The sequence below is a fragment of the Streptomyces sp. NPDC048612 genome (assembly GCF_043199295.1).
Classification (GTDB): Bacteria; Actinomycetota; Actinomycetes; order Streptomycetales; family Streptomycetaceae; genus Streptomyces.
This window is the reverse complement of sequence record NZ_JBICVV010000003.1, coordinates 128,703-142,191: the sequence shown is the minus strand read 5'-3', so window position 1 is coordinate 142,191 and position 13,489 is coordinate 128,703. Positions and strand designations below refer to the sequence as shown.

Annotated in this window: 9 protein-coding genes; 2 read left to right on the top strand and 7 right to left on the bottom strand. The window is 71.4% G+C overall.

Going from position 1 to position 13,489, the window contains the following annotated elements; translation table 11 throughout:
• Window positions 1-487: 487 nt before the first annotated feature.
• A complete protein-coding gene (locus ACGFN2_RS06705; protein WP_362611913.1) occupies window positions 488-751 on the top strand; it encodes a hypothetical protein in 264 nt (87 codons plus the stop codon).
• Window positions 752-957: 206 nt separating this feature from the next.
• On the opposite strand, the gene ACGFN2_RS06700 is transcribed toward ACGFN2_RS06705, so the two are convergent.
• The 4 genes from ACGFN2_RS06700 to ACGFN2_RS06685 form a co-directional block, all read right to left on the bottom strand.
• Window positions 958-2,223 carry an alpha/beta hydrolase family protein gene (locus ACGFN2_RS06700; protein WP_393358073.1) on the bottom strand — a complete coding sequence of 422 codons (1,266 nt, stop codon included), beginning with the start codon at window positions 2,221-2,223 and terminating at the stop codon, window positions 958-960.
• Between the two features lie 230 nt (window positions 2,224-2,453).
• Entirely contained in the window at window positions 2,454-3,269 is an 816-nt protein-coding gene (locus ACGFN2_RS06695; RefSeq protein ID WP_393358071.1) for an ABC transporter permease, read from the bottom strand.
• A complete protein-coding gene (locus ACGFN2_RS06690) occupies window positions 3,266-4,213 on the bottom strand; it encodes an ABC transporter ATP-binding protein (protein WP_393358069.1) in 948 nt (315 codons plus the stop codon). The genes ACGFN2_RS06695 and ACGFN2_RS06690 overlap by 4 nt, the downstream gene beginning before the upstream one ends.
• A gap of 336 nt (window positions 4,214-4,549) precedes the next feature.
• Window positions 4,550-4,768: a DUF5988 family protein gene (locus ACGFN2_RS06685; RefSeq protein ID WP_362611890.1), complete on the bottom strand. Its 219-nt coding sequence runs from the start codon at window positions 4,766-4,768 to the stop codon at window positions 4,550-4,552.
• A 308-nt stretch (window positions 4,769-5,076) separates the two neighbouring features.
• Here ACGFN2_RS06685 and ACGFN2_RS06680 point away from each other — a divergent pair, with 308 nt between their 5' ends.
• A complete protein-coding gene (locus ACGFN2_RS06680; protein ID WP_393358067.1) occupies window positions 5,077-5,787 on the top strand; it encodes a 4'-phosphopantetheinyl transferase in 711 nt (236 codons plus the stop codon).
• A gap of 101 nt (window positions 5,788-5,888) precedes the next feature.
• Here the strand turns inward: ACGFN2_RS06680 and ACGFN2_RS06675 are convergent, their stop codons facing one another.
• The 3 genes from ACGFN2_RS06675 to ACGFN2_RS06665 form a co-directional block, all read right to left on the bottom strand.
• Window positions 5,889-8,768 (bottom strand): ATP-binding protein, encoded by a 2,880-nt coding sequence (locus ACGFN2_RS06675; protein WP_393358065.1) that lies wholly within the window; start codon window positions 8,766-8,768, stop codon window positions 5,889-5,891.
• A gap of 700 nt (window positions 8,769-9,468) precedes the next feature.
• A complete protein-coding gene (locus ACGFN2_RS06670; protein ID WP_393358063.1) occupies window positions 9,469-10,266 on the bottom strand; it encodes a LuxR C-terminal-related transcriptional regulator in 798 nt (265 codons plus the stop codon).
• A 393-nt stretch (window positions 10,267-10,659) separates the two neighbouring features.
• Window positions 10,660-13,479, bottom strand: coding sequence for an AAA family ATPase (locus ACGFN2_RS06665; protein WP_393358061.1), 2,820 nt, complete (start codon window positions 13,477-13,479; stop codon window positions 10,660-10,662).
• Window positions 13,480-13,489 lie beyond the last annotated feature (10 nt).

The window sequence follows — 13,489 nt, the reverse complement described above, 5'->3', positions numbered from 1 at the left end:
CGAGGGAAGGCGTACCGCGCGTGTCACGCTGCGCGGACGGCTGGTACCGCATTGCTGTTCTCCGATTCTGGTGACGTCGTTGCCGGCCGTTTCCCCACCGGCGCCGTCTGTGGCGCGCCGGCCGGTCGGGGGTCGCTGAACTGCCCTTGCCGACAGGCAGATCCATCCTGCGCGCAAGGCCCCGGCGCCGGTCCCTGCATGATCAACGTAATTCATCGGAGTCGGAGCACGGATCGGCTCCCCCCTCACCGCCGGAACGGCGCAGCCCTGGTGACGCCGCCGTCACGGAGTACGTACGTCCGTCCTGTGGCGTCCGGCAGTCACCTGAAACTCATCAACTGCTCGCTGCCGCAACCCCCTTCGATGTCCCCGCGTCCCCCTCCGTGAACGGACGGCTGCTGATCACCAGGGAGAGCACGTGGCGAAGAAGGACAAGAAGAAGGACCAGGCGACGGACGCGGCGCGGGAGAAGGACCGCGAGAAGTGGATGGCGCGGCTCCAGGTACGAATGGTCATGCAGCCGGGGGTGGACCGGGCGGTCATGCTCCAGGCGGTCAAGGAGGTCACGGCGCACTGCGCGGAGACGGGAGAGCACCCGCGGGATGCCTTCGGCGACCCGGACGCCTATGCCGTGCAGGCCGCCGCGCGGCTGGCGCCCGCGGACCGGGCGGCGCGCGAGAGGCGGCGCGACTCCATGATGGGCACGCTCGGTTCCGCACTGAAGAGGGCCGGGGAGGTCACCGGCCTGTGACCGGCCGAAGCGGCTTCCGCCACGGCCCGGGGCACGGGTTCTGACACAGCTTCTCTCCATCGGGGCTGCTGGGCGGCCCGGACGATGGGCGGAGCGCCGGAGCCGGTGACACTCACCGTGCTTCGGCTCCGCCACATCCGTCCGCGGCTCATATGGCGGGCCGGGCGGGCCACAGTGGCAGCACCGGTCGTGCCGTCCGACGTCCCTCAGCGCAGCTGTCTGAACCAGCGGACGATTGCCGCCGTGCCCGCGACGCTGGAGCCAAGGTGCCTGGAGCCCTCGAAGTCCGGGGTACCGAGATCGACGACCGCCGCTTTCACGCCGTGCGACCGCAACGCGGCCTTGCAGTGGTCGGTGTTGGCCCTGGCCGCCTGCTCGTCCGCCCGGGCTATGTACAGCCGGACCGGGACGCGTGGTGTCCAGGCGCAGGTGCGGTCGGCCACCCGCAGTGCCGCGGCCAGCCGGCCGGGCGGGTGGCGCAGCAGGTCGAAGCCGCGCGGGGTGAGCAGTGCGCTGACGGTGTCCGGCGTCCCGGCGAAGAGCTGCCGGCCGGTGTGCGAACCGTCGAACAGTGCCTCCACCGTGTCGTCGTACGGTGCCCGGAAGACCTCGGACGGCGAGTCGTACACAGGGTGCAGCCGGTTCCATGCGACGAGGAAATACGCCGCGTACAGCACGCTCTCCTTCGGGGCGAGAGAGCCGTTGAGCAGTGCCGGCAGCTCGGCGTTCCGGAAGTCGTAGGCCCCGCTGACCGGCGCGACGGCCTTGAGGCGGAACCACCGGTCGTCGCCGGCCTGAAGCGACCGTGCGAGCCCCATCGCCGCCGAGGCGCCCTGGGAGAACCCCGTGACCAGCACTTCGTGCCCCAGCGCCCGGCCCTTGCGCGGAACGAAGGCACGGGCCGCCCGCAGCATGTCCAGCGAGGCGGTCGTCTCGGACGGCACATCCATCCAGGGGTGGAGTCCCGGACCGGTGCCGAGGCCGAGGTAGTCCGGGGCGACAGCGGCGAATCCGGCGGACGCGTATATGAGGGCGGGCGAGGACACGAATCCGCCCCTGCCTCTGGAGGACGGGACGTCGTGCCGGTAACTGGCGGTGCCATGGGCGAACGACACCGTCCGTAAACGGTGTTCGCGGCTGCGGGGCAGCACCAGCAGTCCGCTGGCGGTGGTCGGCCGGCCTTCGGGGTCCACGGTGCGGTACACCAACCGGTAGGCGTCCACCCCGAACCGCACCGTACGCGCGTCGAATCCGGTGGTGCCCAACGCCGTAGCAACATCCTTCTTCGCGGGCAGCGAGTTGACCTGCTGAGCGGACACCAGCTGTCCGCGTTCGCTGCGGGGTGCCGCCGCCGGGGCGGAACAGGCCGTCACCGTCGTAGCGGCCAGGCCGACCAGGACGGCCAGGGCCATCGCGGTGCTCAGCCAACGGAATACGGAACATGAACTGCGGCCTGGGGATGCGGAATTCATGCCACCGACGCTACGCACGACCACTCTCGCTTCCAGCCCGGTCAGCTGGCGTATCCGCCCTGGGGCTGTCCCTACCGTCAGGCCAACGGGCCCTCACCACACGGGGCGAGCCCGACGGAGGTGCGCCGGGGCGGGCATCCTGGCGGCCCTCGCCTGCCGCTGCTGGCCCTGCCCGTCGACGCCCGGGCAGGGCCGTTCCCGCGGTGAGGTGCCGGTGAGGCGTCGTGCTGTCAGGCGTCGCGCCGGTTGGTCAGGACGATCGTGCCGACGACGGCAAGGACGGTGATGAGCGCGAAGTAGGCGAGCCCGGGGAAGGGCGCCAGGCTGCCCGTGACGGACTCCTTCTGGAGTATCTGGGCCCCCGCGTCCGTGGGCCACCACTTGGAGACCGTCTCGCCGGTCTCACCGAGGAACATCATCATGTTGGGCAGTACGAAGGTGATGCTGGTGGCAGCGGTGATACCACCGGCGGTGGCCCTCATGACCAGGCCCAGTGCGAGGGCGAACACGCCGAGGAATCCCAGATAGACACCGCCACCCAGGCACACACGCAGCACCGACCCGTCGGCCAGGGACGGCGAGGGGACGTCGCTGCCCAGGCCGAGCGAGCCCACGAGGACACAGCCGAAGGTGATGACCGTCCCCACGATCACGGAGACCGCACCCACGACCAGCGCCTTGGCCGTCAACAGCCGCGGTCGCAGCGGGACGGCCGTGAAGGTGCTGCGGATCGAGCCGGTGCCGTACTCCGAGGTGGCCGCGAGTACGCCGAAGAGGCAGACAGCGATCTGCCCGAGCTGGATGCCGCCGAGCAGCTTTCCCAGCACGGCCCCCGAGGGCTCGCCCGGTTGCGCGTTCCCGGCGCCGACCACAGCGATACCGATCGTGACGAAGCCGGCGGCGAACCACGTCCACCACGTCGACCGAAGGGACCGGACCTTGATCCATTCGAAGGCGGCCGCGTCGATGAGGCGGATGCGCGCAGCCCGGCCCTCGCTCCGCGCTGCTGCTGGGGTGGCCTCGATCGTGCCCGTTGCGGTCTTCACGCGGCTCGTCCCTCTTCCGTCGCCCGGTATTCGACTGCGTCCGCGGTGAGTTCCATGAAGGCTTCCTGCAAAGACACCCGCTGGGGCGCCAGTTCATGCAGCCACAGGCCGTGCCGGCCCGCCAGCTCCCCGATCCGCCGGGCATCGAGGCCCTTCACCACCAGGGGAGCGTTCTCGCCCGGAGGCTCGCCCCGGCCCGTCGAGCCGTCGTCGATGGTGCCGCCCGCACGCCGCAGCAACGGCACCAGCTCCACGGCGTGGGGCGTACGGACCACCACGCCGTTGTGGGCGCTGCGGGCAAGGAACTCCGTCATCGAGCAGTCGGCCGCCAGCCGGCCACGACCGATCACGATCAGATGGTCCGCGGTGTCCTGCATCTCGCTCATCAGGTGGGAGGAGACCAGCACCGTACGGCCCTCTTCGGCCATACCGCGCATGAGCTCCCGCACCCACTGGATGCCTTCGGGATCGAGGCCGTTGACCGGCTCGTCGAGAATGACGATCTCCGGGTCTCCCAGCAGCGCCGCTGCGATACCCAGGCGCTGGCCCATGCCGAGCGAGAAGGCGCCCACCCGCCGACGAGCGGTATCGGTCAGACCGACCCTCGCCAGGACCTCGTCAACTCGCTGCCGCGGCAGGCGGTTGGACGCGGCGAGCCCGCGCAGGTGCTCCCGCGCGGTCCGGCCACTGTGCACCGCCCGCGCCTCCAACAAGGCACCGACGGTGCGCAAGGGACTGGGAAGGTCGCGGTACGGGCGTCCACAGACCGTGGCGGAGCCCGAGGTCGGCCGGTCCAGACCGACGATCATCCGCAGCGTGGTGGACTTCCCCGCCCCGTTCGGCCCCAGAAATCCGGTGACGCGGCCCGGCTTTACGGTGAAATCCAGGTTATCGACGGCGAATTTATCGCCGTAGCGCTTGGACAATCCCTTTACTGCAATCATGCTGATCCCTTTCGTGGCATCCCTGTCGGGACGGACAACACGTTAGGCCGCGTCGAGTTGCCGCCGCGTCAGCCGAAAGCGTCCGCTTTCCTCGCTCGCTGGTAGCAGGCGTGGAAACCGGGTAGTCCCTGAGAATGAGGGGTGCACACGGACCGCGAATCGGCTACGCGTCCAGAGGCCGCACAACCCCGGAGCCGGCCCGTCGCGAGGGGCATCCCGCAAGGAGTACCCGGGCCGGAGTCCATCGAAAGACAAAGGCCCGGCCCTCCGCAGGTCGCGGAGGGCCGGGCGCAGATCAGCACGTTCCGGCGGTGAGACGGGCACCGGCCGGCGGAGCTATTCGGCCACGTAGGTGCAGCCCGTCCAGACGAACACCCGGAGTGTGTGACCGTCCTGCCGGACGCGTTCCGCCGTCGGCTCGAAGTGCTCATAGCGGTTGCCGCAGAGCAGCTTGAGGGGGGAGGCCATGTCGGGCACATAGCGGACCCGTTCCTCTTCTGCGACGTAGGTGCTGGAGCCTCCACGAAGCAGTGCGTTCATTTCGTTCATCAGCATGGTCAACTGCCCTTCTCCGCGCCCGCTCGACTGTGTGGCGACCGATTTTCGGGGTGACGATTCGCTGCGGGCCATTGGAGCAGGGACAACGCTCGGGAAATCCCTAAAGAAGCCCGATCGGCGGGGCGGAGCAGCCCTCCGGGGCGGGAAAGTCTGGTCGTTTCCCCGGTACTTGAGATGCGGTCACCCGCTGCGGTGGTTCTGCCCGGGCGCGCGTTCTAGTGTCGGTCCCTGCGCCGTGAGCCACCGCTCCGCGCCGACGCCCCGACAGGCGTGCCCTCACCGCAGCACGGAAAGGAGACCCCGCGATGATCGACGCGTTACTGCCGGACACGGTCTCCGCGGCGGAGATCTTCGGCGAGCCGCCGGCTGCGGCGCTCCTGCCCGACGAAGAGCCCCTTGTCGCCCGCGCGGTCGCCAAGCGTCAACGCGAGTTTGCGGCGGGCCGCTGGTGTGCCCGCCGGGCGATGGCCCGGCTCGGCTTCCCGCCCGTACCGATCCTGCCGGGACCCCGCGGGGAACCGCGCTGGCCGTCCGGGCTCGTCGGCGCCCTCACCCACTGTGAGGGGTACGCCGCCGCGGCCGTCGCACGGTCCACGGAGGTGCTCGCCCTCGGCGTCGACGCCGAACCGGCGGAGCCGCTGCCGGACGGGGTGCTGGAAGCCGTGGCGCTGCCCGCGGAGCGCGCCGGGCTCCCGCGCAACTCTCACGGCGCACCGCCGTTGCCCTGGGACCGGATGCTGTTCAGCGCCAAGGAGTCGGTGTACAAGGCGTGGTTCCCGATGACCGGGCGTCCGCTGGAGTTCGAGGACGCACTCCTCTCCTTCGACCCGGACGACGGGACCTTCACCGCGCGGCTGCTGGTGCCCGGATGGCGGCTCGGCGATGCGGTACTGACCGGCTTCGCAGGACGCTGGGCCGTACGGGCGGGCCTGGTGATGACCGCGGTCGTCGTCCACGCCGCCGCAGGGCGGGCGGACGGGTCCGGCGCCGGTGTCGCGGCAACGGCAGCGCCGTGACCGGCAGCCACGGCAGGGCCGGCGTGGAACCGAGCGGCCCGGGCACGACGCCGCAGACCGCTCCCCGCGGCACACCGCACAGAATCCCTACGGCCGGGACGTCACTTCGCGGGACTTCCGGACTCGAAGAACCGGCCGAGGCCCCGCCGGCCGGACACCCCGACCTTGCGGTACACGGAGGTCAGATGCTGTTCGACGGTGCGCTGGGTCACGAACAGCTCCTCGGCGATCTCCCGGTTGGTGCCACCGGCCGCGGCCATCCGCGCCACCTGGGCCTCGCTCGGGGTCAGCGACTCCACACCGCTCGACGTGACCCTGCGGGGACGGGCGCCGGTGGCCAGCAACGCGTCATTGGCCTGGGCGTGCACCTGGGCCGCGCCGAGCGCATACGCGAGATCGAGCCCTTGACGCAGTGTCTCCCGCGCCGCTTCCGTGCGTCCGCACGCATGGAGGGTGGAGCCGTAGTCGACCAGCGTACGGGCCCGTTCGAGCCGTGCTGGAGAGCCGTCGAGGGCGGACAGCGCCTCCTCCAGCAGGCCCAGCTTCCGGGCGCCGCTCTCCGTCGTCGCGAGGAGCCGCAGACCGGCGCCCAGCGCATCGGTCAGCTTCCCCGCCCGGGCTCGTTCCACGGCGTCCTCCGCGAGTTCCCGGGCAGCCGCCGGCGCGCCCAGGGCGAGGTGGGCACGGCCGGCCCAGAACCACCAGGACGACACGGCAGGACTCGTCCGTGTCCACTGGAGCTGCCGTCTGCCGGACTCCAGGAGGTCCTCCAGCGCCCCCTTCGCGTCCTGGTGGGCGAGCCGCAGCCGCCCCCTCGCGCACAGGAACTCGTTCCACTGCCAGGTGTCCAGGCTCGTCGAGGGGAAGGCCTGGGCGGCCGCCGCATCGGCGCCGGCGAGATCACCGGAGTCGATCAGTGCATGGATCTGGGTCGCGACGGGCAGCGCCAGCGTGCGGCCCCAGTGGCGGGGTGGCACCACGTTCAGCGCCGAGCGGGTGGCAGCCAGCGCCTCGGACAGCGCCCCCAGCCGGTAGTGCGCCTCGGCTCGCAGCGCCAGGCACAGGCCGTACAGCAGCAGCCGGTGGCTCTGCCGGGTGACGCCGATGACCCGCTGATAGGCGGCATCCGCCTCGTCCGGCAGCCCCGCGTACAGCAGCGCCGTCGCCGCCGTCGTCAGGAAGAACGGCGAGTCGACACCGGGCACGCTGCTCTCCAACACCTGGCGGGCAGCGGTGGCCGACTCCTGCGCCCGGTCCGCGCGCACCGAGCACAGGCCGGCCCCCGCGGCGATCAGGGCCCGCTCGCCGGGGGTGTTACCGGGGCGGCTGATGTCGAACGGATACTCCTGCAAGGTCACCGCGAAGCTCGTCAGGTCCTCGGCCGACGCCATCAGCCGCTGTCCCTCCAGAAGACGTCGCAGATCCGGGTCGTGGACCGTCGGCGCCTCCTCGGCGAGCAGCCGCACCGCCTGGAGGGACTGCCCGCTGCGGATCAGGCCGCTGGCCAGCGAACTGAGCAGACGGAAGCGGAGCGGCGGCTCGTGCACATGCACCAGCGCCGCCTGCAGGTGCCGGACGCTCGCCTGCGGGTCCACGACCGCCTCGGCCAGACCCAGCTCCACGAGGACCGGGGTGTCCTCGGCCGTCCGCACCTCCCCGGGCAGACAGTGCCGCAGCAGCTCCACCGCCAGTGCCGGGGCGCCGCGGAACGAAGCCTCCCGGGCGGCCTCCCGCAGCACGGTCACCGCCCAGTCCCCGGTGGCCGGCCGGGTGGTCTTCAGCAGATGGCCGGCCACCTGTTCGGCGCGCGCCCCCGCGTCCAGCAGCAGGCGGGCCGCGTGCCGGTGCGCCTCCGTGAGCTGCTCGGGTGGCAGGTCCGCCAGGATGACTTCCCTGATCAGCCCGTGGTTGAAGGACCATCTCCGGCCGTCGTCGACCTCCGAGACCAGCCCGTTGGACCGCAGTGCCCGCATGGCGGCCAGGTGCGTCGCGTCATCCAGCCCGGCGAGCCGTGCGCACACCTCCGGCAGCGCATCGTCGCCCATCACGGCCAGGGCGCGGGCCGCCGCCGTGGCGGACTCGGGCTGTTGCTGCAGGACGGAGCGGACCGCGTCGTGGAAGAAGGCACCGTCGTGCGCGGTGACGTACGGCAGGTTGTCGACGGTCGGCGGGCGGCCGCCGAGCCGCAGGACGCTCAGCAGGGAGTGCACGAGCAGGGGGTTGCCGCCGGTGAGCGCCAGGCAGGCTTCGTGGAAGGCGCCGTCCGCCTCGTGGCCGAAGACGGTCCGCACCAGATGGCCGATCCCCCGGCGGGTCAGCGGACCGGGTCGCAGCACCTTGCAGAGCGGCTGGCCCGCGATGTCACCGAGGAGTGCGGCGTCCGTGGCCTCGTCGCCGGTGCGCCGGGACAGCACCAGCAGGAGGGGAAGGCCCTCGATCCGGCGCGCGAGGTGGGTCAGGAAGCGCAGGGACGCCATGTCGGCGCAGTGCGCGTCGTCGACCACGATCACGAGCGGCGCCTCCGCCGCCAGGTTGCAGGTGAACCAGTACAGCCCGTGCAGCACGGCGTACGACATGTCCTCGGTGGGGAGCAGGGCGTCGCCCGGCAGCTTCGCACCGCTGAGCGCCTGTGCCGCGGTACGGGCACCGCCGCTCAGCAGCCGGGTGAGCTGCGGTTCGTCGAGGGTGGCCAGCAGCGGTTCGAAGAGCTGGCGCACGACCCCGAAGGGGAAGTCATGCTCCAGAGCGTCGCAGCGGGCCGTCAGCACGGACAGACCGTCGGTGCGGAGCGCGGACACCAGCCTTTCCAGCAGCAGACTCTTCCCGATCCCGACGACGCCCTCCAGGAGCGCGATACCGCCTGATCCGGCGCGGGCGTCCTGCACGAGAGCGGTGAGGGAGGCCATCTCCTCCTCGCGGTTGACGAGCGTCAACCGGTCCCGCTGGCATTCGAACGCGTCGGTGTGTATCCCGTCGGTCATCGGGAGTCTCCTCTGCACGCACCTGCACCCGGCACGGTCGTTCCGGGCAGTCCGCCGCGGGCAGGGACACAGTATGCGGGCGGCCGTCGGCCGACGGCCGGTCCGCTCCCGCGCAGGCCCCGCGTGGCACGCGGCGACGCCCGTGCGCAGGGGGATGCTGCCTGTCCATTGCTGTCTCCTTGCCCTCTCCCCGTAGGGGCGCTTTCTCCAGTTTCTCCTATATGTAGTGAACCGGAGGCCTCCGGGGGTACCCGGGAGGCGAAGCTTTGGCGAAGAGATCTTCCCGGGGGCCGTACGGGCGCCGTGCCGGAGCACGCCAGGCGCCCGTCCCTGTTCCGGGACGTCTCGTGTCAGGAGCATGCGCCGCTGGTGACACATGCCGGCCGACGGCGCTTTCCAGCCGAGTTGACTCTATCCCGTCCCCCGGCCGGACGTGAGACCCGTGCACCATGTGGCAGGGCCGGGCGGTGCGGCAGCGGCGAGGGGCTCGGTAGACGGACGCCTCATCAAGTGGCCATGCAGCTATGGGGGATGAGCCGGGTGTCCGGAAACCTCCGTCGCCGCACCACGCAGCAAGCACCACGCACGCAACACCGGCTCCGCGAGGAGAAGGGGAACTTCCTCGCGGAGCCGGTGCCGGACGAGCCGAGAAGGGCTGTCCATCGGGGACGCCCGTTGTCCTGACGGCCGTTCTGCAGCCCTACGACGCCCGGGAGTTCGGCATGCCCGGCACGGTCCGGGGGCCCGGGGTGGGCGACGCTGTGCGAGCCGCCGTGGCCTCGGGGCGGGCGGCCGCGGAGCGCCGTCGGGGAGCGTCCGTACGGCGGCTGCGGCTGCGCCGGCTGTCGGCGTCCTTCACGAACTCGGGGAGGACCCGGGGCGGCCAACTGCCGATGGTGAGCATCCCCATGGAGTGGGCACGGGCGACCAGCGCGGCTCGATTGGGCGCCTTGAGTCGGCGCAGCATCAGACCGACGTGGTACTCCACACCCTGCCTGCTGAGGTAGAGACGGGCGGCCAGCTGCACCGTGGAGGCGCCGCTGGCGACGCCTTCGAGGATCTGCGCGTCGAGTTCGGTGAGCAGCTGCCGGCGGCCGGCCGGCGCGTCCTCCTGGCCGGTGAGCGAGGCGGAGGCGTCGTCGGGCCGGACCACCACGACGAACGACGGAGCCTGTTCCGACTCGCTCCGTACCGCTATGCCGGTCAGTTCGCCCGAGAACGGCACTTCCTCGCCCCGTATTCCCACCATCCGTTCCACGAACCGGGCGCGCTGCCCCTCGGCCAGGCGGGCGAAGTGCCGGTTCAGCAGCCCGGGGGCGCTGGGGTGCAGAAGGGAGTAGAGGCTGCGTCCGCAGGCGTCGGCTGAGTCCTGGCCGAACAGCCGGAAGAACTCCGCGTCGGCGGCCATGATCGCGAGCGATTCGTCGAGGCTCGCCATGCAGGCCTGTTGGTGGTCGAGCGGGCGCCGTCCCGCCCCGAGGGCGGGCTGGTCGGACACACGCGGGGTGTGGGGGGTCTGCGGGGGGAGGGGCGCCGCCGTCGGCATCGGGTCGGCGTATTGCTGGGATGTCAAGGGAGCTACCGTCTTTCTGCGGTCGACGCACCGGGAAATCCGACCGTCGAATGAGGCATTGGTCGTCCTCGCTCCATCGGTCCACGGAGCGAAGTGCCTTTCTTGCATTGGTATTCCGCTGATCAGAACCCTAGGAAGACCGCATCCCGGGAGTCAACGCGACATGTGGCAAATAGCAAAACACTGTGGTGTCCCGGTGCGGTGGTTCGGTATCAATACGGTGCGGTAGCAATAACTCTTTGTCATGGTGCGATTGTTGAGAGAGGCCGGCGCCGCCAGGCGACGCCGGCCCCTACGGCAAAGACGAGGGCGCGGAGGTCAGTAGGGCGCCACCGCAGCAGGCGAGTTGGGCTGCCGGTCGAGTTCTCGCAATGCCTCGGAGAGATGCACTCGCCCGGGAATTGACATCTTGCGGTAGCAATTCGTCAGATGCTTTTCCACGGCACGGCACGTGATGTTCAGCTCGTTGGCGATCTTCTGGTTCGTCATCCCCGAGGCGGCCAGCTCGGCGACCTTCCGCTCCGCGGGGGTCAGTTGACCGCGGGTGGCCTCCGGGTCCGGCGGCGCCTCGGCCAGCAGTTCCTCCGCTCGCCGGGCCAGCCAGGGGGTGTCGCACGCGACTGCCTCCGCGTGGGCCCGGCGCAGCGCCGCGCGGCCATGGGTGTCGGCCGGGCCGAGGCGCTCACCGAGGTCCAGCAGGGCCTGGCACAGCTCGAAGCGGTTGGCGGACAGCTGCAGTACCTCCACGGCCTCTCTGAGCACGTCGGTGCTGCCCGGACCCTCGACCATGTGGCTGTACACGCGCAGTGCCCGGCCGAGCGGCCCCGGCGCCCCCCAGGCACGGGCCCATTTCACCTCCAGCGCGCTCAGCTCCCTGGCCTGCTCGCGCTCGCCGAGGTAGAGGTGCAGAAACGCGGCGGCCGAGGCCCAGGGGAGCAGCGCCGGGTTGTGCCACCCGCACTGCTCAAGACGCCGTCCGGCGTCGAGGAAGTAGCCCAGCGCCGCTTCCGGATCGCCCCTCCGCGCCGCGCTCTGCCCCTTCAGCATGGCCAGTCCCGACCACACATACGGATCGTCCTCCGCCCGGTACTTGACGGCGAGCAGCCGGTCGGCGAGCTGGTCGTCCCCGGTGAGGATCGCGCACGTGGCGAGGGTCATCGAGGACAGGGTGAAGACCTCCTCGTGCTTCGACCCGGCCAGTTCGAAGGCGGCGAGCGCCTGCTTCTTGGCCACCGTCAGACGGCCACGGGCCAGCGAGACGAGTGCCTGCTCGGTGCCGATCAGCGCCTGCTCCACGCGCGTCTGCCGCCCCACCGCGTTCTGCCGGACCGCGTCGAGCCAGGAACTCAGCTCCTCGACGGCGTCCGCGGCCACGAGGCCGGCCACCACCAGCGGCATGGTGGTGTGCACATGCGCGGGCAGGGCCGGCTCGCTCTCCAGGACACGCTTCGCGAGCTGTGCCACCTCATGGGCGGGCAGCGCGTTGGCGAACGTCGCGGCACCGATCAGCGGGGCGAGCAGCTCCCGCTCGGCCACGGTGCCGGTCTTCGGCTCGGGGCCCAGACCGACGAGACGGGCCACGGAGTCGGCCAGCTTCACCGGATCGGACAGCGTCGACTGCCGGATGCGGGCCTCCACACGCAGCGCCAGCTCCCGTTCCGGTCCGTGCAGCCGGTCCACGGGCCCCAGCGCGTCCGCCGCCTCCTGCAGCAGCTCCTGGACGGGCAGCAGCGTCGAGGAGAACGCGCTGGGCGCCAGCCGCACCACGGCCCGCGCGCGCCGTACGGGGCCGTCGCACAGCAGGACGGCCTGGGCGATGTGCCGCACGGCCGTGTACGGGGCGAAGCTGCGTTCCGACGTGGCCAGGTCGATCAGCAGTTCCGCTCTTTCCTCGTCCGGTGAACCGCCCATCAGGGCCCGCCGCAGATAGCGTGCGGCGACCTCGGGTGCGCCCCTGCCCTGCGCGGCGCCGGCCGCCGCGCGCAGCACGTCGGTGGCCCATGCGTAGGTCGGTGCGGTGAGGGCCATCAGATGCCTCGCCACCTGCTCGGCAGGCCGGCCGGACCGGTGCAGCAGCTCGGCCGCCAGCGCGTGCATGGCGGTCCGTTCCTCCGGGGGGATGCCCTCCGCCACCGCCTCCTGCACGAGGGCGTGCACATACCGGGGAGGCTGCTCGCCGTTCGTCAGACCGAGAGCTGTCAGCTTCCGCAGGGCGTGGTCCCGCCCGGTGGCGTCCACCTCGGCCAGCTTGCTCAGCAGCTCCGGTGTCGTGTCGTCCCCGAGCACGGCCATGGCCCGGGCAACCCTCCTGACCTGCTCCGCCTGCGCGTCCAGGCGCAGCAGCAGCCGCTGTTGCAGCGCGGCGGGCCGGAGTGCGGCGGCGGCCTCCGCGTTGTCCGCGACGGGCTGGAGGTCCCGGTGCGCGGAATCCGCCAGCAGACAGTGGAGGATCAGGGGATTGCCGCCGGTGGCCCGCTGGCAGGCCGCGGCGAACACCCCGTCCGGCGCTTCGCCGTAGTACCGGCGGATCAGCGCGTGAGTGTCCTTCCAGGCGAGGTTGCCCGGGCGCAGGATGTGCGTGGCTTGTCCGATGACCCCCTGGACCGCCGGATGCCCGGCAAGGTCGTCGCCCTCGCGGACGGCGCACACCAGCAGCACCGGCAGGCCGGCGAGCCGCCCGCCCAGGTGTCGCAGCCACTGGAGGGTGGCCGGGTCCGCCCACTGCAGGTCGTCGACGAGCAGCAGAACGGGCTGGTCGCGGGCCATGTTCTCGACGAGCGCGGTGAGGCTGTCCAGAACGGGCTGCGCCGGTACAGCACCGGCGGGTCGGCAGGCCTCGAGTTCGCTGCGCAGATCACTCGCGCTCCCCGCGGTCCACCGCGCCATCTCCTCGGGCGAAGCGTGCCGTAGCGCCGGTTCCAGGAGCTGGCGGGCCGCACCCAGGGGGAAGTCCCGCTCCATCGGCGCCGCGTTCACCCGCAGGTGCAGGGCTCCCCGCGCCGCGCGGAGGGCGCCGATGCCGTCGAGGAGTGCTGATTTGCCGACCCCCAACGGACCGGTGACCAGTACCAGGGCGCCTCGCCCGCTTCCGAGGACGGTGGCTGCCAGGTCGAGTTCCACCTCGCGGTCCAGCAACATCAGGTTCAGG

Coding starts and splice junctions, on each gene's coding strand:
- ACGFN2_RS06705 (WP_362611913.1), top strand. CDS start 488: ATGGCGCGGCTCCAGGTACGAATGGTCATGCAGCCGGGGGTGGACCGG.
- ACGFN2_RS06690 (WP_393358069.1), bottom strand. CDS start 4,213: ATGATTGCAGTAAAGGGATTGTCCAAGCGCTACGGCGATAAATTCGCC.
- ACGFN2_RS06675 (WP_393358065.1), bottom strand. CDS start 8,768: ATGACCGACGGGATACACACCGACGCGTTCGAATGCCAGCGGGACCGG.
- ACGFN2_RS06685 (WP_362611890.1), bottom strand. CDS start 4,768: ATGCTGATGAACGAAATGAACGCACTGCTTCGTGGAGGCTCCAGCACC.
- ACGFN2_RS06700 (WP_393358073.1), bottom strand. CDS start 2,223: ATGAATTCCGCATCCCCAGGCCGCAGTTCATGTTCCGTATTCCGTTGG.
- ACGFN2_RS06665 (WP_393358061.1), bottom strand. CDS start 13,479: ATGTTGCTGGACCGCGAGGTGGAACTCGACCTGGCAGCCACCGTCCTC.
- ACGFN2_RS06680 (WP_393358067.1), top strand. CDS start 5,077: ATGATCGACGCGTTACTGCCGGACACGGTCTCCGCGGCGGAGATCTTC.